Annotated in this window: 24 protein-coding genes; 10 read left to right on the top strand and 14 right to left on the bottom strand. The window is 70.1% G+C overall.

Annotated elements, in window-relative coordinates; genetic code table 11:
• The first annotated feature begins 12 nt into the window (after positions 1-12).
• Together C3K08_RS06445 and C3K08_RS06450 are read left to right on the top strand one after the other, a co-directional pair.
• Positions 13-945: a carbohydrate kinase family protein gene (locus C3K08_RS06445; protein WP_104990557.1), complete on the top strand. Its 933-nt coding sequence runs from the start codon at positions 13-15 to the stop codon at positions 943-945.
• A 124-nt stretch (positions 946-1,069) separates the two neighbouring features.
• On the top strand, positions 1,070-2,617 hold the full coding sequence (locus C3K08_RS06450) for a gamma-glutamyltransferase family protein (protein WP_199777029.1): 1,548 nt from the start codon (positions 1,070-1,072) through the stop codon (positions 2,615-2,617).
• Positions 2,618-2,645: 28 nt separating this feature from the next.
• Here C3K08_RS06450 and C3K08_RS06455 read toward each other — a convergent pair whose 3' ends face one another.
• A complete protein-coding gene (locus tag C3K08_RS06455; protein WP_234009200.1) occupies positions 2,646-3,467 on the bottom strand; it encodes an SDR family oxidoreductase in 822 nt (273 codons plus the stop codon).
• Between the two features lie 237 nt (positions 3,468-3,704).
• On the opposite strand from C3K08_RS06455, the gene C3K08_RS06460 reads away from it, so the two are divergent.
• Entirely contained in the window at positions 3,705-3,899 is a 195-nt protein-coding gene (locus C3K08_RS06460) for a hypothetical protein (protein ID WP_104990560.1), read from the top strand.
• Positions 3,900-3,905: 6 nt separating this feature from the next.
• Here C3K08_RS06460 and recG read toward each other — a convergent pair whose 3' ends face one another.
• Positions 3,906-6,242: an ATP-dependent DNA helicase RecG gene (recG, locus tag C3K08_RS06465; protein ID WP_104990561.1), complete on the bottom strand. Its 2,337-nt coding sequence runs from the start codon at positions 6,240-6,242 to the stop codon at positions 3,906-3,908.
• 69 nt (positions 6,243-6,311) lie between these two features.
• On the opposite strand from recG, the gene C3K08_RS06470 reads away from it, so the two are divergent.
• The gene (locus C3K08_RS06470) at positions 6,312-6,908 is read left to right on the top strand and encodes a class I SAM-dependent methyltransferase (RefSeq protein WP_104990562.1); all 597 of its coding nucleotides are present in this window, start codon (positions 6,312-6,314) and stop codon (positions 6,906-6,908) included.
• Positions 6,909-6,912: 4 nt separating this feature from the next.
• Here the strand turns inward: C3K08_RS06470 and C3K08_RS06475 are convergent, their stop codons facing one another.
• The 7 genes from C3K08_RS06475 to C3K08_RS06505 form a co-directional block, all read right to left on the bottom strand.
• On the bottom strand, positions 6,913-7,707 hold the full coding sequence (locus tag C3K08_RS06475) for an HAD hydrolase family protein (protein WP_104990563.1): 795 nt from the start codon (positions 7,705-7,707) through the stop codon (positions 6,913-6,915).
• A 45-nt stretch (positions 7,708-7,752) separates the two neighbouring features.
• Positions 7,753-8,640, bottom strand: a complete 888-nt coding sequence (locus tag C3K08_RS06480) for a PhzF family phenazine biosynthesis protein (protein ID WP_104990564.1) — start codon at positions 8,638-8,640, stop codon at positions 7,753-7,755.
• A gap of 121 nt (positions 8,641-8,761) precedes the next feature.
• The gene (asnS, locus tag C3K08_RS06485; RefSeq protein ID WP_199777030.1) at positions 8,762-10,099 is read right to left on the bottom strand and encodes an asparagine--tRNA ligase; all 1,338 of its coding nucleotides are present in this window, start codon (positions 10,097-10,099) and stop codon (positions 8,762-8,764) included.
• A 145-nt stretch (positions 10,100-10,244) separates the two neighbouring features.
• Positions 10,245-10,997 (bottom strand): triose-phosphate isomerase, encoded by a 753-nt coding sequence (gene tpiA, locus C3K08_RS06490; RefSeq protein ID WP_104990566.1) that lies wholly within the window; start codon positions 10,995-10,997, stop codon positions 10,245-10,247.
• Positions 10,994-12,163: a phosphoglycerate kinase gene (gene pgk / locus C3K08_RS06495; RefSeq protein WP_104990567.1), complete on the bottom strand. Its 1,170-nt coding sequence runs from the start codon at positions 12,161-12,163 to the stop codon at positions 10,994-10,996. The genes tpiA and pgk overlap by 4 nt, the downstream gene beginning before the upstream one ends.
• A gap of 211 nt (positions 12,164-12,374) precedes the next feature.
• Positions 12,375-13,370, bottom strand: a complete 996-nt coding sequence (gene gap, locus C3K08_RS06500; RefSeq protein ID WP_104990568.1) for a type I glyceraldehyde-3-phosphate dehydrogenase — start codon at positions 13,368-13,370, stop codon at positions 12,375-12,377.
• 133 nt (positions 13,371-13,503) lie between these two features.
• On the bottom strand, positions 13,504-14,064 hold the full coding sequence (locus tag C3K08_RS06505) for a YceI family protein (protein WP_104990569.1): 561 nt from the start codon (positions 14,062-14,064) through the stop codon (positions 13,504-13,506).
• 111 nt (positions 14,065-14,175) lie between these two features.
• Between C3K08_RS06505 and C3K08_RS06510 the strand changes: the two genes are divergently transcribed.
• Together C3K08_RS06510 and C3K08_RS18255 are read left to right on the top strand one after the other, a co-directional pair.
• Complete coding sequence (locus C3K08_RS06510) at positions 14,176-15,588, top strand: aspartate kinase (RefSeq protein WP_104990570.1); 1,413 nt, start codon at positions 14,176-14,178, stop codon at positions 15,586-15,588.
• 122 nt (positions 15,589-15,710) lie between these two features.
• Positions 15,711-15,866 (top strand): hypothetical protein, encoded by a 156-nt coding sequence (locus C3K08_RS18255; RefSeq protein ID WP_199777056.1) that lies wholly within the window; start codon positions 15,711-15,713, stop codon positions 15,864-15,866.
• A gap of 58 nt (positions 15,867-15,924) precedes the next feature.
• Here the strand turns inward: C3K08_RS18255 and uvrC are convergent, their stop codons facing one another.
• Positions 15,925-17,775: an excinuclease ABC subunit UvrC gene (gene uvrC, locus C3K08_RS06515; RefSeq protein WP_104990571.1), complete on the bottom strand. Its 1,851-nt coding sequence runs from the start codon at positions 17,773-17,775 to the stop codon at positions 15,925-15,927.
• A 71-nt stretch (positions 17,776-17,846) separates the two neighbouring features.
• Between uvrC and C3K08_RS06520 the strand changes: the two genes are divergently transcribed.
• Positions 17,847-18,545 (top strand): spheroidene monooxygenase, encoded by a 699-nt coding sequence (locus C3K08_RS06520; protein WP_104990572.1) that lies wholly within the window; start codon positions 17,847-17,849, stop codon positions 18,543-18,545.
• A gap of 10 nt (positions 18,546-18,555) precedes the next feature.
• Positions 18,556-19,182, top strand: a complete 627-nt coding sequence (locus C3K08_RS06525; RefSeq protein WP_104990573.1) for a histidine phosphatase family protein — start codon at positions 18,556-18,558, stop codon at positions 19,180-19,182.
• 78 nt (positions 19,183-19,260) lie between these two features.
• Here the strand turns inward: C3K08_RS06525 and aspS are convergent, their stop codons facing one another.
• From aspS to C3K08_RS06540, 3 genes are all read right to left on the bottom strand, one after another.
• Entirely contained in the window at positions 19,261-21,000 is a 1,740-nt protein-coding gene (gene aspS / locus C3K08_RS06530) for an aspartate--tRNA ligase (RefSeq protein ID WP_104990574.1), read from the bottom strand.
• Entirely contained in the window at positions 20,997-22,310 is a 1,314-nt protein-coding gene (gene hisS, locus C3K08_RS06535) for a histidine--tRNA ligase (protein ID WP_104990575.1), read from the bottom strand. Before hisS ends, aspS begins: the two co-directional genes overlap by 4 nt.
• Positions 22,311-22,406: 96 nt before the next feature.
• Positions 22,407-22,775: an IPT/TIG domain-containing protein gene (locus tag C3K08_RS06540; RefSeq protein WP_104990576.1), complete on the bottom strand. Its 369-nt coding sequence runs from the start codon at positions 22,773-22,775 to the stop codon at positions 22,407-22,409.
• A gap of 38 nt (positions 22,776-22,813) precedes the next feature.
• Between C3K08_RS06540 and C3K08_RS06545 the strand changes: the two genes are divergently transcribed.
• On the top strand, positions 22,814-23,803 hold the full coding sequence (locus C3K08_RS06545; RefSeq protein WP_104990577.1) for a diacylglycerol kinase family protein: 990 nt from the start codon (positions 22,814-22,816) through the stop codon (positions 23,801-23,803).
• Positions 23,804-23,881: 78 nt separating this feature from the next.
• Positions 23,882-24,844, top strand: coding sequence for a tyrosine-type recombinase/integrase (locus C3K08_RS06550; protein WP_104990578.1), 963 nt, complete (start codon positions 23,882-23,884; stop codon positions 24,842-24,844).
• Here C3K08_RS06550 and lnt read toward each other — a convergent pair.
• Positions 24,790-26,262 carry an apolipoprotein N-acyltransferase gene (gene lnt / locus C3K08_RS06555; protein WP_104990579.1) on the bottom strand — a complete coding sequence of 491 codons (1,473 nt, stop codon included), beginning with the start codon at positions 26,260-26,262 and terminating at the stop codon, positions 24,790-24,792. The two genes, C3K08_RS06550 and lnt, sit on opposite strands and share 55 nt — an antisense overlap.
• Positions 26,263-26,344 lie beyond the last annotated feature (82 nt).

A 26,344-nucleotide genomic window follows, 5' to 3' on the forward strand; every position in this document is an offset into this window, starting at 1 on the left:
GGAGGTTTTTCCGTGAAGTTCTATGTCATCGGTGACGTAACCGTCGATCACCTCTACCACCTCGATCACCTGCCCGCCCCCGGCGAGGAAGTCGTCCCCACCCGCGCCACCATGAAGCCGGGGGGCGCAGGCGGCACCATCAGCGTGACCCTGGCTCGCCTGGGCCACAACGTGACGCTGGCCGCCCGCGTGGGCCAGGACCCCTTCGCCGAGTACGCCCTGGCGAGCGTGCGCGAGAGCGGCGTGTCCCAGAGCGCCATCCAGCAGGACCCCGAACACCTCACCAGCACCATCACGGTGATGCAGACGAAGGGCGGCCAGCGGGCCATGCTCAGCCACGGCGCCGCCAACCGCCAGCTCGACCCCGCGAGGCTCAAGAAAAAGGACATCGAGGGCAGCGACGCCCTGATCGTCAGCGCCTATAGCCTCACCGAAGGCCCGCAGCGCGAGTACGCACTGAAGGCCATCGAGACGGCCCAGAAGGCCAAAAAGCCCGTCCCCGTCTTTATTGACCTGGGCACCGGGGCCGTGAACAAGGTGGGCACCGACCTGATCGAGAACGTGATCGGGGCCGACTACCTTACCCTCAACCAGCATGAACTCCTGGCCCTGACCGACACGACCAGCATCAGCGCGGCGCTCGCGCAGCTCGGCGAGGCCGGGGCGCGGCAGGTGGTCGTCAAGGTCGGCAAGATGGGCAGCATCGTCTGGACGCCCACCGAGACCGAACTCGTCGACGCCGTGCGCCCCCAGGGACAGGTCGTGGACTCGACAGGCGCGGGCGACACCTTCACCGCCGCCTTTGCCCACGCGGTCCTGACCGGCCAGCCCCTGCGGCAGGCCGCCCGCACGGCCAACGCTGCCGGAGCGCTCGCCGCCACCCGCGTGGGGGCGCAGGCCCTGCCCATCACCCCGGCCGACCTCGAAGAGGCACTCGCCCGCTGAGGGTCACTCCAGCTTCCCGCCCCGGTTCCCGCGACCGGGGCTTTCCTTTTGCCGTAGCCTGTCTCCCGTGACCTTTCAACCTGAATTCCCCACCGTGCGCCGCCCGGTGTACGCCCGCCGGGGCATGGTGGCGACCAGCCAGCCCCTCGCCGCGCAGGTGGGCCAGAGCCTGTTGCAGCGGGGCGGCAACGCGGTCGACGCCGCCATCGGCACCGCCGCCGCCCTCACGGTCGTGGAGCCCACCAGCAACGGCATCGGCGGCGACCTGTTCGCGCTGGTATGGGAAGGCGGCGAGCTACACGCCCTGAACGCCAGCGGCGCCGCCCCCGCCGCCCTGAGCCTGGATGCCCTCGCCGAGCGCCACGGCGGCGAGATGCCCCGCCACGGCTGGACGCCCGTGACGGTCCCCGGCGGCGTGCGCGGCTGGGCCGACCTGCACGCCCGCTTCGGCCGCCTCCCCTTCGCAGACGTGCTCGCCCCGGCCGTGGCCCTGGCCCGCGAGGGCTACCCCCTCTCGCCCGTCCTCGCCGCGAGCTGGGCGCGGGCCACCCGCATCTACCGCCGCCTGAACCTCCCGGTCATGGAGGAATGGTTCCGCGTCTTCGCCCCGGACGGCTTTACCCCTGCCCCCGGCGCCCTGTGGCGCAGCGAGGGCCACGCCCGCACCCTGGAACTCATCGGGGCGACGAACGGCGCGGCCTTCTACGAGGGCGAACTGGCCGAGCGGATCGACGCCCATGCCCAGGCCACCGGCGGCCTCCTGCGCGGCAGCGACCTCGCCGAGCACCGCTCCGAGTGGGTCACGCCCATTCACACCGACTACGGCGGCCACCGCATCTACGAGATTCCGCCCAACGGCCAGGGCATCGCTGCGCTGATCGCCCTGAACGTCCTGAACGGGCTGGACCTGCCGGAGCGCCGGGACGACCCCGCCGGGCTGCACCTCCAGATTGAGGCGATGAAGCGCGGCTTCGCGGACGCCCACGCCTTCGTGTGCGACCCCCGCCACAGCCCGGTGGACCTGGAGCAACTCCTCGGAGAGGGCAACGTGACCACCCACCGCACCCACCTTGGGGACACCGCCCACGACCCCTCCACCCCCGCGCCGAGCGTGGGCGGCACCGTGTACCTCGCCACTGCCGACTCAGAGGGCAGCATGGTCAGCCTGATCCAGAGCAACTACATGGGCTTCGGCTCGGGCGTGGTTGTGCCCGGTACCGGCATCGGCCTGCACAACCGGGGGCACAACTTCAGCCTCCAGCCGGGACACCCCAACGCTCTCGCCCCCGGCAAGCGGCCCTACCACACCATCATCCCCGGCTTCCTGGGGCGCACGGACGGCACCCCGGTCGGCCCCTTCGGCGTGATGGGCGGCTTCATGCAGCCGCAGGGGCACCTGCAGGTCGTGCTGAACACCGTCCGCTATGGCATGAACCCCCAGCAGGCCCTCGACGCCCCGCGCTGGCAGTGGCTCCAGGGCCGCTCGGTGGAGGTCGAACCCGAACTCGGCGCTGTGGCTGCCCGCGGCCTCCTCGCACGGGGCCACGACCTGCGCGTCCAGTTTGACCCCGGCTCCTTCGGCCGCGGCCAGATCATCTGGCGCAATCCGGAAACCGGCGTGCTGGAGGGCGGCACCGAGAGCCGAACGGACGGCCACATCGCCGTGTGGTAGGGGGCGGGGGGGGGAGACTCCCGGCCCCTCACCCCCCCACGTACTCCTCGCTCAGCGCCCACAGCCGCGTCGCCGCCTCGTCGTCGCGTCCCTGGGGCGCTTCTTTCGCCACCCGCTCGTTGCTGAAATAGCGCCCGCTCACCAGCAGCGAGGGGTCGGCGGCCAGGCGAATGCTCGTCTGCGCCCCCTCCTCGGGCGTGATGCCGAAGCGGTCCACCAGCCCCCACACCACGTCGATCAGGCCCCCGTTGTTGTGCGCGAAGCCGCTGCGGACCAGCCCCGGATGCAGGCTGTTGCTCAGCAGCCCCGGCTCGCGGCGGGCGAGTTCGCGGGCGAACAGCACGTTGGCGAGCTTGCTCTGCGAGTACGCCGCCCACCCCCGGTACCCGCGCCGGAACTCCGGGTCGTCCCAGCGAATCCGCCCCTGCGCGTGCGCCGCCGAGGACACCGTGACCACCCGCCCGTGCCGTGACTCGCGCAGCAACGGCAGCAGTTCCCGCGTCAGCAGGAAGGCGGCGAGGTGGTTCAGCGCCCACGTCATCTCGATCCCCTCGCGCGTTTCCTGGCGCTCGGCGTAGAAGGCCCCGGCGTTGTTCACCAGCACGTCCAGCCGCCCCTCGCGCTCCCGGAACTCGGCGGCGGCCCGGCGCACCTGCGCCATCTCCGACAGGTCCGCCACGAGGTGTCCCGCCGCGCCGACCTCCCGCGCCGCGTCCGCCGTCTTCTGTGCGCTCCGCCCCACGACGAAGACCCGCGCCCCCATCCGCGCCAGCTCCCGCGCCGTCTCCTTGCCGATGCCCCCGGTCGCGCCCGTCACCAGCATCGTTTTCCCCGTCAGGTCGAAGGTCATGCGGCCCAGCATAGAGAGAAGCCCCGCCCCAGAACCGCGTCCGTGAAGACAACAGGGCAAAAAAGGACCGGCCGACCCCACGAGAAGTCGGCCGCGTCCGGCACCCTGACGGACTTCACCCGGCCCGCCTTGTTAGGTTGTGCTGATGGGTCCAGCATAGCCAGTGCGTGTCACAGGCTTGTCACGGCCCCGCCACTTTGCGGCCCGCTGCGCCCCAGTCGCCCGGTACGCTGGGGCATGTCCGAACTCGCCGCGTTCCTGATCCACACACTGGCCTTCCTGGGAGGCCGCCTCTTCTACTTTCTCGGCGGTTTGCTGATGGCCTACCTCGGCTGGGACAGCGGGCAACCCATCGTGATCGGCCTGGGAGGGATTCTGATCGTGGCCGGGGTGATCTCGGTGTGGCGGCGTGCCCTGGGCGCCGGAGGCTGACCACCCTCAGATCACCTCGCGGAACGCCACGCTCTGCGAGCGGTTCTGCAACTCCGAGCGCAGATACCCCAACCGGGGATGCTCCAGCCTCGGATCGTGCGCGAGGATGTGCTTCGCCAGCGCCCGCGCCTGCTCGATGATCTCCACGTCGCTGGCGAGGTCACCCAGCCGCAGGTCGGGAATCCCGCTTTGCCGGGTCCCGCGAATCTCGCCGGGGCCGCGCAGCTTGAGGTCCGCCTCCGCGATCACGAAGCCGTCCGTGCTGCCCTCGATGATCTTGAGCCGTTGCCGCGTCTTCTTGGAGTGCTCGCCCGCGATCAGCACGCAGTAACTCTTGGCGCTCCCCCGCCCCACCCGTCCCCGGAGCTGGTGAAGCTGCGCCAGTCCGAACCGCTCGGCATTCTCGATCACCATCACGCTGGCGTTGGGCACGTCCACGCCCACCTCGATCACGGTCGTGGACACCAGCACGTCGAACTCGCGGGCGCGGAAGCGGTCCATGACATGTTCCTTCTCGGCCGCCGTCATCTTGCCGTGCAGCAGGTCAATCCGGGCTTCCGGCAGCATGACCTTGAGGTCGTCCGCGAGCTGCGTGGCCGCCAGCAGTTCCAGATTCTCGTTCTCCTCGATCAAGGCGGTGACCACGAAGGCCTGCCGCCCCTCCCGGATCTGCCGCATCACGAAACCGTAGGCCTGCGCCCGGTGCGTGTCCTGAATCAGCTTCGTCTCGACCGGGGTGCGGCCCGGCGGCAGCTCGTCGATCACCGACAGTTCGAGGTCACCGTAAGCGGTCAGCGCGAGGCTGCGCGGAATCGGCGTGGCCGACATCACCAGCACGTCGGGGCGGCCCGCCAGCAGCTTGCGCCGCTGCATCACCCCGAAGCGGTGCTCCTCGTCCACCACCGCGAGGCCCAGGTTGTCGAAGCGCACGTTCTCCTGAATCAGCGCCTGGGTGCCCACTACCACGTCCACCTCGCCCGACGCGATGCGCGTCTGCATCTCCAGCTTCTGCTTCGGGGTCATCGCCCCGATCAGCAGGCCCACCCGCACGTCGAGCTTGCCCAGATATCCGACCAGATTCGCGTAGTGCTGCCGCGCCAGAATCTCCGTCGGCGCCATCAGCGCCCCCTGGTACCCGTCGCGCACCGCGAGGTAGAGGGCACACGCCGCCACCGCCGTCTTGCCGCTGCCCACATCGCCCTGCACCAGCCGGGCCATCTGCCGCTCCGAACGCATGTCGTCGGTGATTTCCAGCAGCACCCGCCGCTGCGCGTTCGTGAACGAGAAGGGCAGCGCCGATTCGAAGCGGGCGATATCGTCCGAGGTCGCCTGAAACCGCTTGCCCAGCAGCACGGCGTCCTCGCCCTGCAGCAGCATCCGCAGCTCCAGAAAGAGGTACTCGTCAAAGCGCAGCCGGTGCAGCCCGCGCTCCAGTTGCGCCTCGTCGCGCGGAAAATGGATGCCCCACAGGGCGTCCGCGAGGTCCGTTAACCCGCGTTCGCGCCGCCAGTGCGCGGGCAGGTAGTCGTCCAGCGGCGCCGCTTGCAAGGCCCGGAACGCCGAGCGCCGCAGAAACTCCTGCGAGATGCCGTCCTTGGAGTCGTAGACCCCCACGATCCGCCCGGTGCTGAGGCTCTCCCGCGCGTCCTCTACCGTCTCCAGATGCTCGACCCCGAGCTGCACGCTGCGCCCGAACCGCTTCACCCGCCCGGTCAGGAACAGCCGCGCTCCTTCCCTGAGCTGCCGCTCCACCCACGGCTGGTTGAACCACGACGCCTTGACCCGCCCGCCCGAGGGGGTCTCCAGCGTCACGTCCAGAATCAGCATGTTCGGCTTGGGCTTGCGGCGGTTCTTGGCGATCACCGTGCCCTCGACCGTGACCTTCTGCCCCTCCTCGACTTCCGCGAGGTCCGGCAGCGCCCGGCGGTCCTCGTGGCGGTGAGGGTAGGCGTGCAGCACGTCCCGCACGGTATGCAGCCCCAGCGAGGTCAGCTTGCGGGCACCCCCCGGCCCGGTGTCCAGCCGCGTGACCTCGGCGTCCAGCGGGAGCCGCTCGCCCGGAGCCGCCGCCGGGGGCGCCTGCCGGGCGGCGGGGCGCGGGGCCGCCTTCTTCTCCGCCCCGTCCAACAGCGCCAGCGCCCGCTCCAGTGCCTCGGCCCTGGCGCCCACGTCCAGCTCCGCATAGCCCCGCAGCGCCTCGCGCACTCCCGGAAACGGCCCGGCCAGCGGCGAGGCGAGCAGCCGCTCGACCCCGCCCGCTACCACCCGGTCCGCGCACCCCGTCGCCAGCTCGGCGGCGAGGGGGCGGCGCAGTTTGTCCCTCAGTTCCGTGACCGTCGCCATCCGGGAGGCAGGCTAACAGAGGGGGAGGGGCCGCGCCCTGCTTCATCTCACCGACGTACGCTGACGGGGATGGGAGCCTACGACCGCCTCGCCGCGAGCTACGACCGCCTCTGGGGCCGCTACGCCCGGCGCACCGCCCGCGAGGTGCTGAGCGTGCTGCCACCCCTGGGAACCGGCACCTTGCTCGACGTGGGCTGCGGCACAGGGACCCTGCTCGCCCTGGCCCGCGACCGTTTTCCGGGGGCACGGCTCGTGGGCGCCGAGCCCAGCGCGGGCATGCGCGGAGTGGCGGCACGGACCCCCGCCGGACAGGACGTGACCCTGCTCGCCTGCCCCGCCGAGGCCCTCACGTTGCCGGACGCCTCGGTCGACGCCCTGACCTGCCTGAACGTCCTGCACTACCTCGCCGACCCGCCCGCCGCCCTGCGCGAGTGGCGGCGGGTGCTGCGGCCTGGCGGAACGCTCATCCTGCAGGACTACGTTCCCAACGCCCTGCCCGGCTTCGTCCGCCTCGTCGCACTGAATGACCGCGAACTTGTGCGGGTCTACACGGTGCCGGAACTGGCCGCTCTGCTGGAGGCGGCGGGGTTCGGTGAGGTCACGGCGCGGCCCTTCCGCATCGACCTGTTCTGGCGCGGCGGTCTGGCACGCGGCCTCCGTCCTTGACGGGCTACAGCCGCAGCGCCAGTTCCACCGCCTCCAGCAGCCCCCCCGCGTCCACATGCCCGACGTGCCAGCGCCCGGCGGCCCGCGCCTCCGCGTCCGCGTTGCCCATCGCCACCGGATGCCCGACCACCCGCATCGCCGTCACGTCGTTGTGCCCGTCGCCCACCATCATCGCCCGCGAGAGCGGCACCCCGTAGGCTTCCGCCACCCGCGTCACCGCGCTGCCCTTGCTCACGCCCGCCCGCGTGACCGACACAAACAGCGTGTCCGGCATCGCCGGGCTGCCCGCCGGGTGCAGGTCCAGCCCCGGATGCGGCTCGGCCTGTACCCCCGGTCCCTCGGCGTGCGGCACCACCCATTGTGCCCGCACCCGTGTGCCCGTCAGCTCCTGGGGCGATCTCACCTCGTAGGTCAGCCCCAGCAACTCCGCGTGCCGCCGCGCGAGGTTCCCCGGCACCGTGAAGCCGTAGTCCCGGTCGGTGTAGACCTCCAGCAGCCGCCCGGTGGCTTCCGCCCGCCCGAGCAGCAGGGCCAGCCCCTCTTCCGGCAACCCCTCGCTGAGGCTCTCGCCGCTCCCCACGTTGACCACCGACGCCCCGTTCTGGAACACGTGCCAGCCGTCCGGGTCGAGCCGCCGGGCATAGTCCAGCGCGTTCCCGAAGGCGGGCCGCCCGCTGCACACTGCGACCCGCATTCCCCGCGCCCGCGCGTCGGCCAAAGCCGCCCACACGTCCTCCCGGACCGTGTTGTCCGAGCCGATCAGGGTTCCGTCCACATCCACGCACAGGAGGCCGAGCATCCGGGCAGTGTACGCGGGTTCACCCACGGCCGCTCGGCCCAGGCCTCAGCGCCCCGGCACCCACTCCCCCTCGTGGTTGAGGACCGCGCAGCCCCCCACCTGCACGTCCCGCACCCGCTGGCCCTCGACCGTGATCTCGACCTCCACCTCGCCGGGGGTGCCCAGGCTGTGTCCCTGGTACACCACCCCACAGGTCCGGCCCGAGCGCACCGGCAGTGCCCCTTCCCCGGCCAGCAGCGCGAACAGCGCCCCGCCCGCGCTGCCCGTCACCGGGTCTTCGGGAATCCCCACCGCCGGGGCAAAATCCCGCGCCGCGAAGCGTCCCACGCCCACGGGCGCGTAGGCATACACGCTGCTCACCCCCAGCGCGTCCGACAGCCGGTGGATAGCGGCCAGGTCCGGCTCCATCCCGTCCAGCACCAGCCGGTCGATGACGGGCACGAACACGCTCCACAGCCCGGTGCTCGCCGCCGCCAGGGGCAGCCCCCGGTGAATCATCCGCTCGTCGATCCCCAGGGCGGCCGCCAACTCCCGCCGCATCTCCCGCCCCACCCGGCGCGTCTCCGGTGCCCGCTGCGCCATCCAGACCCGGCAGTCGCCCGCCGTGCCCCGCTCCAGTCGCAGCGGCACCCGCCCCACCAGCGTCTCCAGCGCAAGTGCCTCGCCCGCCCAGCGCCCCTCCTGCGCCAGCCGCAGCCCCAGCGCGACCGTCGCGTGACCGCAGAAGTCGATCTCCTGCGTCGGCGTGAAGTACCGCACCCGCGCGGTGCCGTCCCCCCACCGCGTCACGAACACGGTTTCCGGCACATCCAGAAACGCCGCCAGCGCCTGCATCTGCCCTTCGGTCAGTCCATCCGCGTCCAGCACCACCCCCGCCCGGTTGCCGTAGCCCGGCGTGTCGGTAAAGGCACTTACCTCGCAGTACGCGATCATGGCCCAAATCTAGCGCAGTCGCAAAACCACCAAGAAACAAAAATTTCACGACCAAGCTTATCGTGAATACTTTCACTTACATGGGAGAAGAGAAGCCGGGGCTTCCCCCGGCCAAGTTCCCTTAAGGCGTCATCCGCGTCAGCATGCGCGGAAAGGGAATCGCCTCGCGGATGTGGTCAATCCCGGTGATCCAGGCGATCACCCGTTCCAGCCCCATGCCAAAGCCCGCGTGCGGGACCGAGCCGTAGCGCCGCAGGTCGAGGTACCAGTCGAAGGCCTCCAGCGGCAGCCCCTCGTGCTCGATGCGGCTCCGGAGCAGGTCGTAGTCGTGGATGCGCTCCGAGCCGCCGATAATCTCGCCGTAGCCTTCCGGCGCGATCATGTCGTCGCACAGGGCCAGCCGATCGTCTTCCGGGTCAGGCTGCATGTAAAAGGCCTTGATCGCCGCCGGGTACCGCTCGACCATCACCGGGCGGTCGAAGTGGTGGCCCAGGATCGTCTCGTGCGGGGCGCCCAGATCGTCACCCCACTCCACGGGCTGCACGCCTTCCTGCACGTTGTCGGGCAGGTCACCGTCCTCGATGTGCCGCCGGATGATCTCCAGCGCCTCGGTGTAGGTGACGCGGGGGTAGTTCCCCTCGGCGGCGCCCGCCAGCTTCGCCACGTCGCGGCCCAGCAGCGCCAGTTCCGCCGAGCATTCCTCCAGCACCCGCCGCACGATGAAGCTCACCAGCCGCTCCTGCAGCGCCATGTTCTCGGCATGGTTGCTGGGCGCGACCTCCGGCTCCACCATCCAGAACTCCAGCAGGTGCCGCCGCGTCTTGGACTTCTCCGCGCGGAAGGTCGGCCCGAAGGTGTAGACCTTACCGAACGCCATCGCGCCTGCCTCGGCGTGGAGCTGGCCCGTCTGGGAGAGGTACGCCTTGTCCTCCCCGAACAGGTCGATCTCGAACAGCTCGGTCGTGCCCTCGGCGGCGTTCGGCGTGAAGAAGGGCGCGTCGAAGCGCACGAACCCCTCCCCGTGGAAGAAGTCGATCACCGCCCGCTGCACGCTGTCGCGCACCCGCACGACCGCCCAGGGTCGGCGGTGCCGCAGCCACAGGTGCCGCTGGTCGAGCAGGAACTCGATCCCGTGTTCCTTCGGCGTGATGGGGTACTCGTCCCGGTTTTCCGAGATGGGGGAGAGGTCCCGCACCGCGAGTTCGACCCCGCCCGGCGCCCGCTCGTCGGCCCGGACCTCGCCCACGAGCGTGAGGGCCTGCTCCTGGGTGAGCCGCTTGGCCGCCTCGAAGACCTCCTCGGGCACGTCGTTCTTGAACACGGTCGCCTGCACGAAGCCCGTGCCGTCGCGCAACTTCAGAAACTGGATCTTGCCCTTGCCGCTCTTGTCGGTCAACCAGGCGCTGAGAGTCACCGTCTCGCCCACATGCTGCCGCAGGTCACCAATGCTGCTCGTCAAAGTCACGAGGGGAAGTATAGGCGCGGAATCAGACCAACTGAAAAAAGCGAATGTATCAAACAGGCAAAAATTTCACGACCAGATTGATCGTGAAACAAATCACTTATAGCCGCAATAGGAAGGGGAGGCAAACCTCCCCAGTTCGTTATTCCAGCGCCGACAGCATCCCCAGCACGTCCCCCACCTGGAGGCTCGCGCCGCCGACGAGCGCCCCATTCACGTTGGGTTGCCCGCAGATGGACGCCACGTTGTCCGGCTTGACGCTGCCGCCGTACAGTACGCTCAGGCCGTCCGCGAGGTCGCCGTACTGGTCACGCAGGGCGCCCCGGATGGCCGCAGCCATCTCCTCGGCGTCCCCGGCGGTGGCCGTCTTGCCGGTGCCGATGGCCCAGACGGGCTCATAGGCGATCACGACGCGCTCGTCCACCCCCTCCAGGCTGCCGCGCAGTTGCCCCAGCGTGTGCGCCACATGCTCGCCGCGCTCGCGCACATCGAGGCCCTCGCCCACGCAGACGATGGGGGTGAGCCCGTGGGCCTGCGCCTGCCGCGCCTTGGCCGCCACGTCCGCGTCCGTCTCGCCGTGGTACTCGCGGCGCTCGGAGTGGCCCACGATGACGTAGGTGCATTCGGCGTCACGCAGCATCGCCGCGCTGATCTCGCCCGTGTACGCCCCGGACTCGTGGGCGCTGACATCCTGCCCGCCGATGTCCACGCCGCCGGGCAGGGCTTCCTTCAGCCCGTAGAGGCTGATCGCCGGGGCCATCACCGCGACTTCCGCCGTCCCCCGGCGGTACTCCCCGGCCAGCTCGCGGCCCCAGGCGCGGGCCTCGGTGGGGGTCTTGTTCATCTTCCAGTTCAGGGCCAGCAGCGTGCGCGGCCCCACAGGTGCAGCCGTCATTTCATCGCCTCCACGCCGGGGAGCGCCTTGCCTTCGAGCAGTTCCAGGCTGGCCCCGCCCCCCGTGCTGATGTGGTCGATCTGATCGGCGCGGCCACTCCGGTTGATCGCGCTGACCGAGTCGCCGCCCCCCACCACGGTGTAAGCCTGATCCTTAAGACTGGCGACCGCCGCCGCGACCGCATTGGTCCCCGCCGCGAACGCCCCAAACTCGAACACGCCCATCGGGCCGTTCCAGAAGACGGTCTTCGCGCCCCGGAGCGCCTCGGCGTAGGCCCGCTGCGTGTCCGGGCCGATATCCAGGCCCATCCAGCCGTCGGGAATCTGGTCGGCGGGGACCACCTGGGTCTGCGCGTCGGCGGCGAACCTGTCGGCAGCTACAGCGTCCGTGGGGAGCATCAGCTTCTCGCCGTACTCCGCCAGCAGCCCCCGCGCGTACTCGACCTGATCGTCTTCCACCAGGCTGTTGCCAATCCGCCCGCCCCGCGCCTTGATGAAGGTGAACATCATCCCGCCACCGATCAGCATTCGGTCGACTTTCGGCAGCAGGTTCTCGATCACCTTGATCTTGTCGCTGACCTTGGCCCCGCCGATGATGACCACGTAGGGCGATTCGGCGTCGCCCGTCAGCCGCGAGAGCGCCTCCACCTCACGCTGAAGCAGCCGCCCCGCCGCGTGGGGGAGAAGCGCCGCCACCCCGCTCACCGACGAGTGGGCGCGGTGGGCGCTTCCGAAGGCGTCGAGCACGAAGGCGTCTCCCAGTCGGGCGAGCCGCTCGCTGAGCGCGGGGTCGTTCTTTTCCTCGCCCGCCTCGAAGCGCACGTTCTCCAGCAGCGCGACCTCGCCGGGCTGGAGTTGCCGCACTGCCTCCAGCGTCTCGTCGCTGCCGGGCAGGCTGGCGATAAAGCGCACCGGCCGCCCCAGTTCCTCCTCCAGCACGGGCGCAACCGGTCCCAGGCTGTACTTCGCTTCCGGCCCGTTCTTGGGCCGCCCGAAGTGGCTCATCAACACGACGCTCGCGCCGCCGTCCAGCAGTTCGCGCAGGGTGGTCAGGCTCGCCGTGACGCGGGTGCGGTCCTGCACCGCGCCGTCCTTCACGGGCACGTTGTAGTCCACCCGCACCAGGACGCGCCCGCCCTGGACATTCAGTTGGTCGAGGGTCTGCATGGTTCCTCCTGGAAGCGGTCAGCCATCAGCCGTCAGCACCCCGGCTGAACGCTGACGACTGACCGCAGAAAGTGTGTTCTACGGATTCCGTCCGATTCCTTGACTTCCGGGACACCACCGGAAGTCCATCCATCTCCCGGAACCCGCCGTTTCTCCTTCTCGCGTCCGCTCGGATGGAATCACTTCGTCAACGATTCCACCGGAGTCCGTATCAAGCGCCCTTCTCCTGCACCAGTTCCACCAGGTCCGCGATGCGGTTGGAGTAGCCCCACTCGTTGTCGTACCACGAGAAGAACTTGACGAGGCTGCCCATCGCCATCGTCAGGCCGCCGTCGATGATCGCCGAGTGCGCGTCGCCCACGATGTCGGAGAGCACGATGGGGTCCTCGGTGTAGGCGATGATGCCCTTGTGGCTGCCCTCGGCGGCCTGACGGAACACCGCGTTCACCTCGTCGGCGGTCACGTCGCGGCCCAGGATCACCGTCACGTCGCTGATCGACCCCGTGGGGGTGGGCACGCGCAGCGAGGTGCCGTCGAACTTGCCCTTCAGCGCGGGGTAGACCTGCGAGACGGCCTTGGCCGCGCCCGTCGAGGTCGGGATGATGTTCACGGCGGCGGCGCGGGCGCGGCGCAGGTCCTTGTGCGGGAGGTCCAGCACGCGCTGGTCGTTGGTGTAGGAGTGCACCGTGGTCATGATCGCCTTCTCGATGCCGAAGGCCTCGTCCAGCAGCTTCATGGGGGCGCCGAGGCTGTTGGTGGTGCAGCTCGCGTTGGAGATGATGTGGTGGTTCTGCGGGTCGTAGTCCTGCTCGTTGACGCCCAGCACGATGGAGAAGTCCTCGCCCTTGGCGGGGGCGGTGATCAGCACCTTCTTGGCGCCGCCCGCGATGTGCTTGCCCGCGCCCTCGCGGTCGGTGAAGATGCCCGTCGACTCGATCACGATGTCCACGCCCATCTCGCCCCACTTGATGCCCGCGGGGTCGCGCTCGGCGAGGGCATGAATCTTCTTGCCGTTGACGGTCAGGCTCTCCTCGTCGTACTCGACGGTGCCGCCAAACTTCCCGGCGGTCGAGTCGTACTTCAGCAGGGTTGCCAGCGTCTTGTTGTCGGTCAGGTCGTTGATCGCCACGACGTCAATGCCCCGCTCGACCAGAATGCGGAACACCAGACGCCCGATGCGGCCGAAGCCGTTGATGCCTACTTTCATGTTGCTGCCTCCTCGTGAACCGGCGGCCGCCCGCCCCTCGCGGACGCGCCACGCCACCCACAAATGTAACCCACCCCCGCCTGCCCGGCCGAGGTGGGGGCTGGATACCGAAGGAAGGGTGAATCTGGGAGAGCTACGGCGTCGCCGCGAGGGTAAAGGTCACGTCCACCGTCACGCGGTCGCTGCTGCCGGGATAGCGCACGTCGAAGTCATAGGGATTGAACTTGAACTGGGTGCTGACCTCCACCCGCCCGCCGCGCAGGGTCGCCTTGACCGGCACATTCAGAGACCGGGTGGTGGCCTTGACCGTCAGGCGCCCGCTGGCCGTGGTGTTCAGGGTCTGGCCCTCCAGCAGTCGCCCGCCCGTCAGCCTCTCCAGCACGAAAGTCGCGTTGGGATACCGCGCCGTGTTCAGCGCAACCTCGCCCTGCGCGTGCCGGTTGCGGAGCCCGATGCCCGTCTTCAGCTCGCTCAGCGGCACCGTCACGCTGCCCCGCGTCGCCGCGAGGTCGGCCGGGTCCAGTTGCACCTGCGCCGTCACGCCCGCGATGGTGCCCCGCACATTGACGATGCGTACCCGGTGCTCGAAGGTCGCGGTGCCGTTCGCCGCCGTGTAGGGCCGGGGCGCGGCCAGCGCCAGCCCTGCCAATGTCAGTCCCAGCAGCCCCCCTGCCCTCCCACGCGAGCGCGTCATGGGGTCATGGTGCCCGCCCCCCGCCGCGTGTTCTGTAGCCCTTCGTGGAAAGTCCGCCGCCCGCGCCCAGTCCCCCCAACCCGCCGGAGCGGGCCTTATGATGCCCGTCATATGGCGCATTCCCTCCTGGTGATGAAGTTCGGCGGCACCAACATGCAGGACGCGGCGGCGATCCGCCACAGCGCGTCCCTCGCGGCCCGGTCCATCCGGGAGGGCGTGAAGGTCGTCGTGGTCGTCTCCGCGATGGCGGGCGTGACGAACGGACTGCTGCGGCTCGCCGAGGCCGCCCAGGGCGGCGACATCGCCTCGGCCAACGATGAGATCGCCGCGATGCGCACCCGTCACTTCACGGCCGCGCAGGACCTCGGCGCGGCCCCGGACTCGGCCACCGTGCGCGAGATCCGCGAGCTGCACGAGACCCTGCGGCAGGCCGTCTACGGCGTTTACCTCCTGCGCGAACTTACCCCCCGCAGCCGCGACCTGATCGTGGCCTTCGGCGAGCGCCTCTCCGCGCCGCTGATGGCCCTGGCCCTCTCCGCGCAGGGCCATCAAGCCCACCACCTCACCGGGGGGCAGGCGGGGATCGTCACCGACGAGCACTTCGGCAACGCCCGGCCCCTCCCCGGCAGCTACGAGCGCGTGGGCGACCGCCTCGGCGGGCTGCTCGACGCCGGAATCACCCCGGTCGTCGCGGGCTTCATGGGCGAGAACGAGGAGGGGGCGATCACCACCCTGGGGCGCGGCGGCACCGACTTCTCCGCGACCATCATCGGCAAGGCGCTGCACGCCGACGAAGTCTGGGCCTGGAAGGACGTGGACGGCGTGATGAGCGCCGACCCCCGCGTGGTGCCGGGCGCCCGCAACATCGAGCGCCTCAGCTACGGCGAGGTGATGGAACTGGCCTACTTCGGGGCCAAGGTGCTGCACCCCCTCGCGGTCACGCCGCTTCAGGAAAGCGGTATCCCCCTGCGCGTCAAGAGCGCCGCCGACCCCGACTTTCCCGGCACCCTCGTCGGGCTGGAGGCCGACCCCGACCCTGGCCACCCCGTCAAGGCGGTCACCGCCATCCGGAATGTCAGCCTGATCAACGTGACCGGGGCGGGCGTCCTGGGCGTGCCGGAGGTCGTCGCCAGCCTCTTTGCCGCCATCGCCCGCGAGAACATCACCCTCTTGATGGTGTCCCAGAGCAGTTCCATGAGCAACGTCTCGCTCGCCGTCCAGAGCGCCGACGCCCGCCGCACCCTCGCGGCCCTGCGCGGCGGCATGATGGGCGAGCTGAGGGTCGAAGAGCAGCCTGGCGTCGCGGTCCTCGCCATCGTGGGAGCCGGGATGCGTGGGCAGAAGGGCGTGGCCGCCCGCCTCTTTTCCGCCCTGGCCGGGGAGGACGTGAACATCCTGATGATCAGCCAGGGCTCCTCCGAGCTGAACATCAGCGTCGCCATCGACGCCGCCGAGGTGGACACCGCCACCCGCGCCGTCCATGCCGCCTTCGGCCTGGGGCAGGAGGCGGGGGCAACGGCGTAGGCCCGCCTGCGCCATTCGGCCCACCGCGCCCCCGCCACCCCGCCGATGCCCCGGTGGGGGCCAGGGGCGCACCATGGGGGCAGCCGAGAAGGAACACGCCCCCCGGCCGAAAGGAAGCTCCCATGCATCTCTCCCCCGAACTCTTCGCTCAGCATGCCCAGGCTCTCCGCGATCAGGCCCAGCACGACCGCGCTGTCCGGGAGGCCCGCGCCGCCCAGGCCCCCCGTCCCGCCTTCCTCGCCCGCCTGAGCCTCCGCCCCCGCCTGCGGCCCGCATGACCGGCCGCCCGAACGCAGAACGCCCCCTTCACTGAAGCAGGGGGCGCTTCGCTGTGGCCTACGCCGGAGTCCCGTTCGCCGTCCGCGCCTGCAAGAAGTCCTTCACGCTCTGCGCCGCCCGCAGCGACATGCCCGGCACCCGCGCGATCTGCTCGACGGGCGCGGAGGCCAGGTCCTCCAGGCTGGTGAAGTGCTCCAGCAGCGCGTCCCGCCTTTTTTGCCCGATGCCCGGCAGGTCGTCGAAGACCGACCGGAGCATCCCCTCCCCGCGCAGCTTGCGGTGGTACGTCACCGCGTAGTTGTGGACCTCGTCGCGCACGCCGATCAAGACCCGCAGCGCCGGGTGCGTATGTGGCAGCAGCAGCTCGCGGTCCACCCCGATCTCGGTCCCCGAGTCCAGCCACCACTGCGCCCCGTAGCGCCCCGGCAGGACGATCCGCTCCTCCCGCTTGGCGAGGCCCACCACCGGCACCCGCACGTCGGCGGCTTTCAAGGCGTCCAGCGCCGCGTTGACCTGCCCGCGCCCCCCGTCGATCAGGATCAGGTCCGGCAGCGGCAGCTTGTCCGAGAGCGACCCCGTAAACCGGCGCGTGATCGTCTGGTTCATCGCCGCGTAGTCGTCGGGTTGCTCCAGCCCGCGCACCTTGAAGCGGCGGTGCTCGCCCCGGCGCGACCGCCCGCCCTCGAACACCACCATGCCCGAGACGATGTTCGTTCCGAACAGGTTGGAGTTGTCGTAGCCCTCGATGCGCCAGGGCCGCTCGGGCAGCGCGAGCACTTCCCGCAACGCGTCCAGCCCCGGATGGTCGCCCCGGCGCTCTAGCAGCGCGAGTTCGGATTCCAGCCCTGTCTGCGCGTTGCGCTGCGCCATGTCCACCAGGTCCACCTTGTCCCCGCGCTTGGGGGTCCGCATCTCCACCCGGCGCCCGGCCCGCTCGCTGAGCAGCGCACTCCACGCGGGCGCGTCCTCGAAGTCGGCGGGCAGCAGGATCAGCGGCGGCACGTGCGTGGCCTGCGCGTAGTAGTCCTGCACGAAGGCTCCCAGAATCTCCCCGAGGTCGCCGCCCCCCTCCGCGTCGGTCAGGAAGCGCTTGTCGCGTCCCACCACCCGTCCGCCGCGCATCCGGAACAGTTGCACCATCGCGTACTCGCCCGCCTGCGCCACCCCCAGGAAGTCGAGGTCCGTCTCCTCCGACACGAAGGCGTGCTGCTCGGTCCCAAACAGCTTCTCCACCGCGTTCACCCGGTCGCGCACCCGCGCCGCCTGCTCGAAATCCTGCGCCCGCGCCGCCACCTTCATGTCCTCGCGCAGCCGGGCCAGCACCGGGGCCGCGCGGCCCTCCAAGAGTGCTTGCACGTCCTCCACGACCCGCCGGTACTCGCCGGGGTCGGCCGCGTCCACGCACGGCCCCAGGCAGCGGCCCATGTGATAGTTCAGGCAGGGCCGGGGCTTTTTCTGGAGGGGCAGCCCCGAGTTCTTCCGCAGCGGAAACATCGTGTCGATCAGGTGCTTGACCCGCCGCACGGCGGAGGCATCCGGGTACGGCCCGTAGTAGCTCGCCCCGTCCTTCAATACCCGCCGGGTGACGACCAGCATGGGGAAGTCCTCGTTCGTCAGCTTCAGGAACGGGTAGTGCTTGTCGTCCTTGAGCAGCACGTTGTAGTGCGGGCGGTGCTGCTTGATGAGGTTGGCCTCCAGCACCAGCGCCTCGACCTCATTCCGCGCCGTGATGAATTCCAGCGTGTCCGCGAGCGCCGTGAACTTGCCGCTTTTGCCCCCGGCCTTGAAGTGCTGCACCACCCGCGAGCGCAGATTCACCGCCTTGCCGATATAGATGGGCGTGCCCCCCTTGCGGAAGATATACACGCCGGGCGAGGCGGGCAGCACGGGCAGGTCGTCGAGATGCACGTTCCAGAGAATAGGGGAGAGGTACGCCCCCTCACCGCGACGGGGATGACGCTCGGCCTACACTGCCCTCCGTGGTTCCTTCCCCCCTCGTCACCCTCACGGTCAACCGCTACTCCCCGCGTGGGGCGTGGCGCGGCTGGACCCGGATGGGTCGCGACCCCCTCCACCTGCGCCGGGTGCCCGGCCTGACCTTCTTCCGCCTCATGGGGACGGGCCGGGGCGACGACCTCACCCTGGGGGCGGACTTCCGCCGCTGGGCGCGGCTGGCGGTGTGGACAGACGAGGCGTCCTTTCGGGAGTTCGAGGCGTCCCCGTGGCGTGAGCGGGACCGGGCGCACCTGACAGAGAGCGGCACCCTCCTCTTGCGCCCGCTGCGGTCAAAGGGACAATGGGGGGGCCGCGAACCCTTCGGTTCTCCCACTGCCGACGCCCCCACCGGCCCCCTTGCCGTCCTCACCCGCGCGGCGATCCGCCCGACCCGGATGCGGGCCTTCTGGTCCGCCGTGCCCGCCTCCCAGGACGGGCTGCACGCCCACCCCGGCCTCCTCCTGACCTTGGGTCTGGGCGACATTCCCCTGCTCTCCCAGGCCACCTTCAGCGTGTGGCGGGACGCCGCGAGCGTGAAAGCCTATGCCTACGCGGGCGCTGGACACCGCGAGGCCATCACCCGCACCCGGCGGGACGGCTGGTACTCGGAGGAACTCTTCGCCCGCTTCGAGGTTCTCGCCGCCGAGGGCGACGGGCTGGGGCTGAGTTTCCCACCCCGCTAGACTCGCTCCCATGCCCGCCGACCGCCTCTTCCTCATCCGCCACGGCCAGACCGCCAGCAACGTCGCCCAGACCCTCGGCGCGAGCCACGATGACCCCCTCGACGCCGTGGGAGAGGCGCAGGCGCGGGCGGTGGCGGCGCACCTCGCGGGTCTGACCCTGGATTCTCCCGCCGTCTACGCCAGCCCCTTCTGCCGCGCTCAGCAGACGGCGCAGGCCATCGCGGACGCTCTGGGTGTCCCCATGACCGTGCTGCCCGGCATTCAGGAAATCGAGGTCGGTCCGCAGTGGCACGGCCGTCCGTATGCCCACCTCGTCAGTCACGCCCATGAGCTCGATCTGCCCGGTGGGGCCTTCGGCTTCGCGGGGGGTGAGACGCTCGACGGCGTGGCCGACCGTTTCCTCGCCGCGCTGGAGGCCCCGCTCAGCACCTCTCGCACTCCCATCGTTGTCTCCCACGGGGGGGCGCTCACAGCGGCCCTGGCCCGTCTGCTTGGCCTGGAAATCCGGGCGCTGTGGCAGGACCGCCGGTATGCCCACGTCAACACGGCCCTCACCGAACTGCACCGCGAAGCCCAGAACTGGCGTGCAGTTCGTCTCGCCGATCAAACGCATGTTCTTGCTGCTCCAAGCAAATAACCTTTTCACGAACCAGATTTATCGTGAATCTATTCACTTGCTGTCTGTGGAGAAAGGGGAGGCTGCCCTCCCCCTGATTTATTCCTCCCCAACCGCCACCTGCACCCCCACCTCCGCGAGCTGGGCAGGGGAGACCGGGGCCGGGGCCTGCGCCATCAGGTCCGCGCCACGGTTGTTTTTGGGGAAGGCGATCACCTCGCGGATGCTCGACGCCCCGGCCATCACCATCACGAGGCGGTCGAAGCCCCAGGCGATGCCGCCGTGCGGGGGCGTGCCGTAGCCGAGCGCGTCCATGAAGAAGCCGAACTGCTCGCGGGCCTGCTCTTCCGAGAAGCCGATCGCCGCGAACATCTGCGCCTGCACCTCCGGATCGTGGATGCGGATGGACCCGCCGCCCACCTCGTAGCCGTTCAACACGAGGTCGTAGGCCTGGGCACGAATCTCGCCCTGCCGCTCGGTGCCGAAGAGGGCCACGTCCTCCGGGTGTGGGGCCGTGAAGGGGTGATGCATGTAGGTCCAGCGTCCAGCGTCCTCGTCCCATTCGAGCTGCGGGAAGTCCACCACCCAGGAGACGTGGAACTTCGGCCCGCTCGCCGCGAGGTCGAAGAGGTCGCGCAGGGCGAGGCGCACCGCCCCCAGCGCGGTGACCGCCGCCTTCCACTCGCCCGCCGCGAAGAGGAGGGTGCCGCCCGCCGTCACGCCCGTGCGCTCTAGCAACGCCGCCGCGACCTCCGGCGACACGAACTTGGAGATGCCCCCGGTGAACCCCTCGCCCTCGCGACGCAGCCAGGCCAGCCCCTTGGCCCCGTTCTGCTTGGCGACCCGCTCCAGCTCGTCGATCTGCTTGCGGGTCAACTCGGGCGCCGTGAGCACCTTCACCGCTCCCGCCGACGCGAAGGCCTGGAAGCCCCCGCCCGCGAACAGGTCGGTCACGTCCACGAACGCGTGGTCAAAGCGCAGGTCCGGCTTGTCCGAGCCGTAGCGGTCCATCGCCTCCTGGTAGGAGAGACGGGGAAAGGGGAGAGGCAACTCCTCGCCCAGGACCTCGCGGAAGACGTGGGCCAGGAGCTGCTCCTGCACCTCCAGCACGTCGCCTTGCTCCACGAAGCTCATCTCCATGTCGAGCTGGGTGAAGTCGGGCTGGCGGTCGGCGCGGAGGTCCTCGTCGCGGAAGCAGCGGGCGAGCTGGTAGTAACGGTCCACCCCCGCGATCATCAGCAGTTGCTTGAACAGTTGCGGCGACTGCGGCAGCGCGTAAAACTCGCCGGGATTCAGGCGCGAAGGCACCAGGAAGTCACGCGCACCCTCCGGCGTGGATTTCGTGAGCATCGGCGTCTCCACGTTCACGAAGCCCTTGCGGTCGAGGAACGCCGTCACCGCCGCCACCGCTTTCGAACGCAGCAGCAGGTTGCGGGTCATCTCGGGCCGACGCAGGTCGAGGTAGCGGTACTTCAGGCGGATGTCCTCGGCCACCTCGCCGCCCTTGTCAAGTTCGAAGGGGGGCGTCTTGGCGCGGCTGAGCACCCGCACCACCGACGCCACGACCTCGTAGTCGGCCAGCCCACCCTTGCGCTGCCCCTCGGGGCGCTCGCGAAAGAGGCCCCGCACCTCCAGCACGTCCTCCGAGCGCACCGTGTCCGCGTCCGCGAAGGCGGGCGAGTCCGGCTCGACCTCCACCTGCACCACCCCGGAGCGGTCGCGCAGCTCGATGAAGATCAGCCCGCCGAGGTCGCGGCGGCGGCCCGCCCAGCCCTGCAGGGTGACTTCTGTGCCCAGATGTGTCCCGTTCAGTTCGCCGATGTAGCCCGTGCGTTTCATGCTTGTTCTCCTGCGTGCCGCGAAAGGTCGTTCAGAAAGGTGGTCAGCTCGGCCAGCGGGACCTCGCGCGTCTCGCCCGTGCCCAGCGTCTTGATGTTCAGCACGCCCCGCGCCGCCTCGTCGCTGCCAATCACGGCCGCCGAGAGGGCACGGCGACGGTCCGCCTCGCGGAAGGCATTGCCCGGCTTCATCGCGCGGTAGGCGAACTCCACCCGGCCTCTGGAACGGCCCTCCAGCGCCAGCCGCGCCGCGAGGCCCACGTTCTCCTCGTCCATCGCGGCGAGGTAGAGCAGCGGCCCCGGCGTGGGTGGGAAGGCCACCCCCTCCGCCTCCATCGCCCCCAGGACGCGCTCGATCCCGAAGGCCCAGCCGATGCCCGGCACCGCCGCCCCCCCGAGTTGCTCGGCGAGACCGTCGTAGCGCCCACCCCCGCCCAGCGCGGACTTGGCCCCGATGCCCTCGTGGTGCAGTTCCCAGGCCGTGCGGCGGTAGTAATCCAGCCCGCGCACGATGGAGGGGTCGAGGTCGAAGGGCACGCCCCAGTCGCGCAGGTACCCCTGCACCGCCCCGAAGTGCGCCCGCGCCTCCTCGCCCAGAAAGTCCAGCATCGGCCGCACGCCGAGTTCGCGGATCAGTGCCTGATCCCCCACGCTCTTGGAATCCAGAATTCGCATGGGGTTGCGCTCCAGACGGTCCTTCGAGTCGTCGGAGAGGCGGTCCACCTGCGCCCCGAACAGCTCCCGCAGGTAGGCGTTGTACGCCTCGCGGTCGGCCGGGTCGCCGATGCTGCCGAGTTTGACCCGCACGCCCGTCAGCCCCAACTCGCGCACGACCTCCCACATCAACCAGATCGCCTCGGCATCCACCAGGGGGTCCGTGCTGCCCAGCACCTCGTAATCCACCTGATGAAACTGGCGCAGCCGGAGCTTTTGCACGTTCTCGGCGCGGAACATCGGGCCGTGGGTCCACAGCTTGAGGGGCGCGGGCAACTGCTTGAGGCCGTTTTGCAGGTACGCCCGCACGATGCCCGCCGTGCCCTCGGGCCGCAGCACGTAGCCGCCGTGGTCGCCGAAATAGTAGACCGTGAACATCTCCTTGCGGACGATGTCGGTGGAACCGCCCACCCCGCGCTTCACGAGTTCGGCTTCCTCGAAGAGGGGCGTGCCGATAAAGGCAGCGCCCGAGCGCTCCAGCACGCGCCGGGCGGTGTCCTGCACCTGGGCGAAGGCCGAGGCCTGAATGTCCCGCGAAAGTTTCGGACTGCCGTCCGGGAGGTGGTCCTGGGTGCCCTTGGGGCGCTGTAACGCCATAACCCTGGGAGGATAGCAGCCGGGAGCCGGTGCCCGGCGATCAGTACAGGAAAAAGCCCCGCCAAAGGCGGGGACTTCTGGGGAGAACGGGCTGGCTTAGGGCCGCACGCTGTACGGCAGCCCGGTCGAGCGCTTCCCGGCCACCTCCACAAAGAGCCACGAGCCGCCCGTCGGCGCGTCGCTGGGGACGGTCAGCACGATCTCGCTGTCGGTCCACGAGCGCACGCTGGCGGCGGGGAAGAGGTACCCGCCCTCGCCGGTCTCGTTGGCGCCGAGGCGCACACGCCCGGTTTGCGGCCCGCCGAGGTAGCGGCCCTGAATGGTCAGGGTGCCGCCCCGCGCGGCGGGTTCCGAGAGCTTGACGAGGACCGGGGTTACGGTGACACCCACCACCGCCTGCTCACGGGGGGCGCACGAGGCCAGGGCTCCGGCGAACAGTAAAGAAGCAAAGAAGACACGCACCATAGAGAAAGCCTCCGTGCGGGCAGTGTAATGAGCCCCGAATGACCGGTCAAACGCCCCCCCCAGCCCCCACCCCCGACTCCGGCCCCGACCCCGTGACCGGCCTGACCCGTCTGGCCGACAAGCGCGTCCTCGTGGTCTTCAACCCCCGCAGCGGCCAGGGCGAGAGCACCCTGCCCGAATTCCTGACCGGGCTGCGGGCCGGGGGCGCCGTCATCACCGAGCGGCAGCTCCAGCCCGACACCCAGATGGCCGAGTATGTCGAAGACCTCGCCGACTTCGATCTGCTCGTCGGGGCGGGGGGCGACGGCACGGTCAGCAGCCTCGCCTACGCCGCCCGTTACAAGGACGTGCCTATGCTGGCCTACCCGGCCGGGACCGCCAACCTGATCGCCCAGAATCTCGATCTGCCGCGTGACCCCGTGCAGCTCGCCGCCATCGTCGCCGACGGCCACACCGTGCGGGTGGACCTCGGGGAGATTCAGGTGGGGGAGGAGACCAGCGGCTTTGCGATGCTCGCCGGAGCGGGCGCCGACGCGGCCATGATCCGCGACTCGGAAGACCTCAAGGAGCGCTTCGGGGCGATGGCCTACGTCATGAGCGCGATGAAGCAGCTCAACCCCAAGAAGACCACCTTTCACCTCGTGATCGACGGCGAACCGCGCACCTTCGAGGGCATCGGCGTGATGGTCGCCAACTTCGGCATGGCGAACTACCGCCTGCCCATCACCAGCGACATCAGCCCCTCGGACGGCAAGTTCACGGTCGTGCTGATGAAGGCCGGGAACATCCTGCGGCTGGTCCCCAACCTGATCGACTCGGTGCTGGTCAAGATGAACCTCTCGGACCCAGTCTTTTCCGGCAACCTCGAAACGCTGGAAGCCAAGTCGGTCACGGTGGACGCCGACGAGCCCTTTCCGCTGCAATACGACGGGGAACTGCACGTGGAGACGACGCCCTTTACCGCCCGGATTCTGCCCGGCGCGATTCAGTTCCTGACGCCGATTCGGAAAACGGAACTGGACACCTGAGTCCGCCCGGACCCCCGTCACCAGCGGGGGTTTGCTCTGAAGACCCTTCGTTGATAAGGCATGTTATCATCGGACACCATGTCCGGCGACCTGCTTCCCTACGTTGGCGACCGTCTTTCGCAGGCCCGAAGTTTGGGCGGCCTGACCGACGAGGCGCTGCGGGTCCGGGCAGTGACGGCGGCGCGGGACAAGGCGTTCGGAGACCTGTGGGCGCTCACGCTCGCTTACCTGACGACCGACACCAGCGGCGGCGTGCGCCTCAGCCCACATACGCTGCGGGCCTATCGCAAAGGCGTCGAGGTGCTGATCACCCACGCCACCGAGCACGGCTGGAACCTGCTGCACCCCGGTCGGCGTGAGCCGGGGTTGTACGTTGCGGGCTTGGTGCAGTCGGGCCTCAAACCCGCCACGGTGCAGGCGCGGGTGGCGGCGGCTTCGGCGCTGTACCGGGCGCTGCGCTGGGCCGGGGCGACGGATGCCGACCCCTTCGCGGACGTGAAACGCCCCAAGGACCGCACCAAGGGCATCGTGAAGAACCCGCCCTACCGCCCCGACTTCGTGCAGGCGCTGCTGGCCGAGGCCGACCCCCATGAGCGCGTCTTGCTCCTGCTGCTCACGCACGCGGGCCTGCGAATTGCGGAGGCCCTGGGGGTGGACTGGGCGCATGTGGACCTGGAGCGCCGCCGCCTGCTCGTGGCCCACGGCAAGGGGGACAAGGCGAGGCGGGTCCCGCTGAGTGCCCGGCTGCGGGAGGCGCTGGAGGGGGTGCGCCCGGCCGTGCCGAATGGTCCCGTCCTTCCCTGGCGGGCCTACTCGACGGCATATACCCGTCTCCAGAAGCTCGCCCTGAAATGTGGCCGGGAACACGAGTTCCGGGGTTTTCATGCCGGGCGGAAGTATGCGGGAACGCAACTCTATGCAGCCACGCGGGACTTCACGCGGGTGGCGGGCTTCCTCGGGCACGAGCAGGTGGACACCACCCGGCGTTATGTGGAACTGCCGGAGGACGACCTCGACGACGTGGTGGAAGGGTTCCGGTAGGCGCGGTCCAGCCAGAAGCCGTATCCCACCATCAACGCGGCGAGCAGCAGCGCGGGCAGGTCGCCGAGACGGGTATAGAGCGTCTGCCCTTCCAGTCGGCGGGGCTGGACATGGACCACACCTTCCCCCCGCGAGAGCGTCTGCCGGGGGCGGCCGAGGTCGTCCACCGAGCCCGCGATGCCCCGGTTCACGCTGCGGACCACCCAGCGCCGCGTCTCGATGGCGCGGACCCGGCCCATCATGAAGTGCTGCTGCACGCCCCAGCCGTCGTACCAGCCGTCGTTGCTGACATTGACGAGGAGTTCTGCCCCTTGGCGGGCAAGCTGACGGCTGACCCAGGGGAAGACCGAGTCGTAGCAGACGTAGGCGCCATAGCGCACCCCGTTCAGCGGCAGGGGCGTGACCCGCTCGGCGGGGGGCAGATTGGGGCCGAGAACGAGGCCGGTGCCCGCCTCAATCCCCCGGTATAGGCCGGGCCAGGTGTCATACAGCGGAAAATATTCGCCGAAGGGGACCGGGCGGGCCTTGTCGGTCTGGCCGATGACCTCCGCGCCGTTCCAGGCGACGACCGTGTTGCGCCGGGGCACCCCGTAGGAACTCACCCCGTACAGGCCATTCGCGGGCAGGGTGGGCAGCAGGCTGGGGTCGCGCACCGCGCTCTCGCTCCAAGCGACGATTTCGCCGGGGCGGCGGGCCTGCGCGGTGAGGCGGGCGGACGCCTGATACAGCGCGTCTTCCGGCACCAAGCGGTTGAACAGGTTCACGTCGGTGCGCAGCACCAGCATGGGCTGCACGGGTCCCTGGCCTGGCACGCGGGTGACCCCGTAGGCGAGGGCGGCGATCCAGACCCCCGACATCAGCACCAGGGGCGCCCGTCTCCCCCACCAGAAGCTGACGAGCGCGGCGGCGGTCGCGGCCACGACCACGCTGCCCAGCAACACCCCGCCGAGGTCCGCGATCTGGATGGCGGGGGTGGGGAGCAGCGTGTAGCCCAGGGTCGGCCACGGAAAGGCGAGCGGTCCCAGGAAGCGCAGCCACTCCAGCCCGACCCAGCCGCCCGCGAGCGCCCAGACCCGCGCTTCGGGCGAGCGCACCAGCCGGGCGGCGAGCCAGGCCATGGCCGCGAGGAAGGCTCCCTCCAGCGCGAAGAGGGCGAAGGCGAGGACGCCCGCCGGGGGAAACTGAAAGAGCTTGCCCAGGAAGGCCGTCAGCCACCACAGGTGCACTGCGCTGTAGGCCGCCCCCGACCAGAAGACCCGGCCTGCCAGCGCCCGCGAGGTGGGGGCCTGGGCCGCGTACATCAGCAGGAGGGCGAGGGGAACGTAGGCGAGGAAGCTCCACTCCAGCGGCAGCCCGCAGGCGGCGAGGAGCGCCCCGAGCAGGGCGGCGGTGAGCGGGGGCGGGAGCCGGGTGAGCACCGCGCCATGATACGGACTCGCCCGCCCACCCGACCGGGGGCACCCCGGCGCGGCGGCGGGGCAGATGCCCTAGCATGCGGGC

The organism is Deinococcus sp. NW-56, assembly GCF_002953415.1.
Lineage (GTDB): Bacteria > Deinococcota > Deinococci > Deinococcales > Deinococcaceae > Deinococcus.

Bases quoted from the DNA above. Each gene is read 5' to 3' on its own strand.
- C3K08_RS06505 (WP_104990569.1), bottom strand. From the start codon at position 14,064: ATGACGCGCTCGCGTGGGAGGGCAGGGGGGCTGCTGGGACTGACATTG.
- C3K08_RS06550 (WP_104990578.1), top strand. From the start codon at position 23,882: ATGTCCGGCGACCTGCTTCCCTACGTTGGCGACCGTCTTTCGCAGGCC.
- tpiA (WP_104990566.1), bottom strand. From the start codon at position 10,997: ATGACGGCTGCACCTGTGGGGCCGCGCACGCTGCTGGCCCTGAACTGG.
- C3K08_RS06510 (WP_104990570.1), top strand. From the start codon at position 14,176: ATGGCGCATTCCCTCCTGGTGATGAAGTTCGGCGGCACCAACATGCAG.
- C3K08_RS06450 (WP_199777029.1), top strand. From the start codon at position 1,070: ATGGTGGCGACCAGCCAGCCCCTCGCCGCGCAGGTGGGCCAGAGCCTG.
- C3K08_RS06470 (WP_104990562.1), top strand. From the start codon at position 6,312: ATGGGAGCCTACGACCGCCTCGCCGCGAGCTACGACCGCCTCTGGGGC.
- C3K08_RS06545 (WP_104990577.1), top strand. From the start codon at position 22,814: ATGACCGGTCAAACGCCCCCCCCAGCCCCCACCCCCGACTCCGGCCCC.
- C3K08_RS06540 (WP_104990576.1), bottom strand. From the start codon at position 22,775: ATGGTGCGTGTCTTCTTTGCTTCTTTACTGTTCGCCGGAGCCCTGGCC.
- hisS (WP_104990575.1), bottom strand. From the start codon at position 22,310: ATGGCGTTACAGCGCCCCAAGGGCACCCAGGACCACCTCCCGGACGGC.
- C3K08_RS18255 (WP_199777056.1), top strand. From the start codon at position 15,711: ATGCATCTCTCCCCCGAACTCTTCGCTCAGCATGCCCAGGCTCTCCGC.
- C3K08_RS06525 (WP_104990573.1), top strand. From the start codon at position 18,556: ATGCCCGCCGACCGCCTCTTCCTCATCCGCCACGGCCAGACCGCCAGC.
- C3K08_RS06455 (WP_234009200.1), bottom strand. From the start codon at position 3,467: ATGACCTTCGACCTGACGGGGAAAACGATGCTGGTGACGGGCGCGACC.
- aspS (WP_104990574.1), bottom strand. From the start codon at position 21,000: ATGAAACGCACGGGCTACATCGGCGAACTGAACGGGACACATCTGGGC.
- gap (WP_104990568.1), bottom strand. From the start codon at position 13,370: ATGAAAGTAGGCATCAACGGCTTCGGCCGCATCGGGCGTCTGGTGTTC.
- C3K08_RS06480 (WP_104990564.1), bottom strand. From the start codon at position 8,640: ATGATCGCGTACTGCGAGGTAAGTGCCTTTACCGACACGCCGGGCTAC.
- pgk (WP_104990567.1), bottom strand. From the start codon at position 12,163: ATGCAGACCCTCGACCAACTGAATGTCCAGGGCGGGCGCGTCCTGGTG.
- C3K08_RS06475 (WP_104990563.1), bottom strand. From the start codon at position 7,707: ATGCTCGGCCTCCTGTGCGTGGATGTGGACGGAACCCTGATCGGCTCG.
- C3K08_RS06460 (WP_104990560.1), top strand. From the start codon at position 3,705: ATGTCCGAACTCGCCGCGTTCCTGATCCACACACTGGCCTTCCTGGGA.
- recG (WP_104990561.1), bottom strand. From the start codon at position 6,242: ATGGCGACGGTCACGGAACTGAGGGACAAACTGCGCCGCCCCCTCGCC.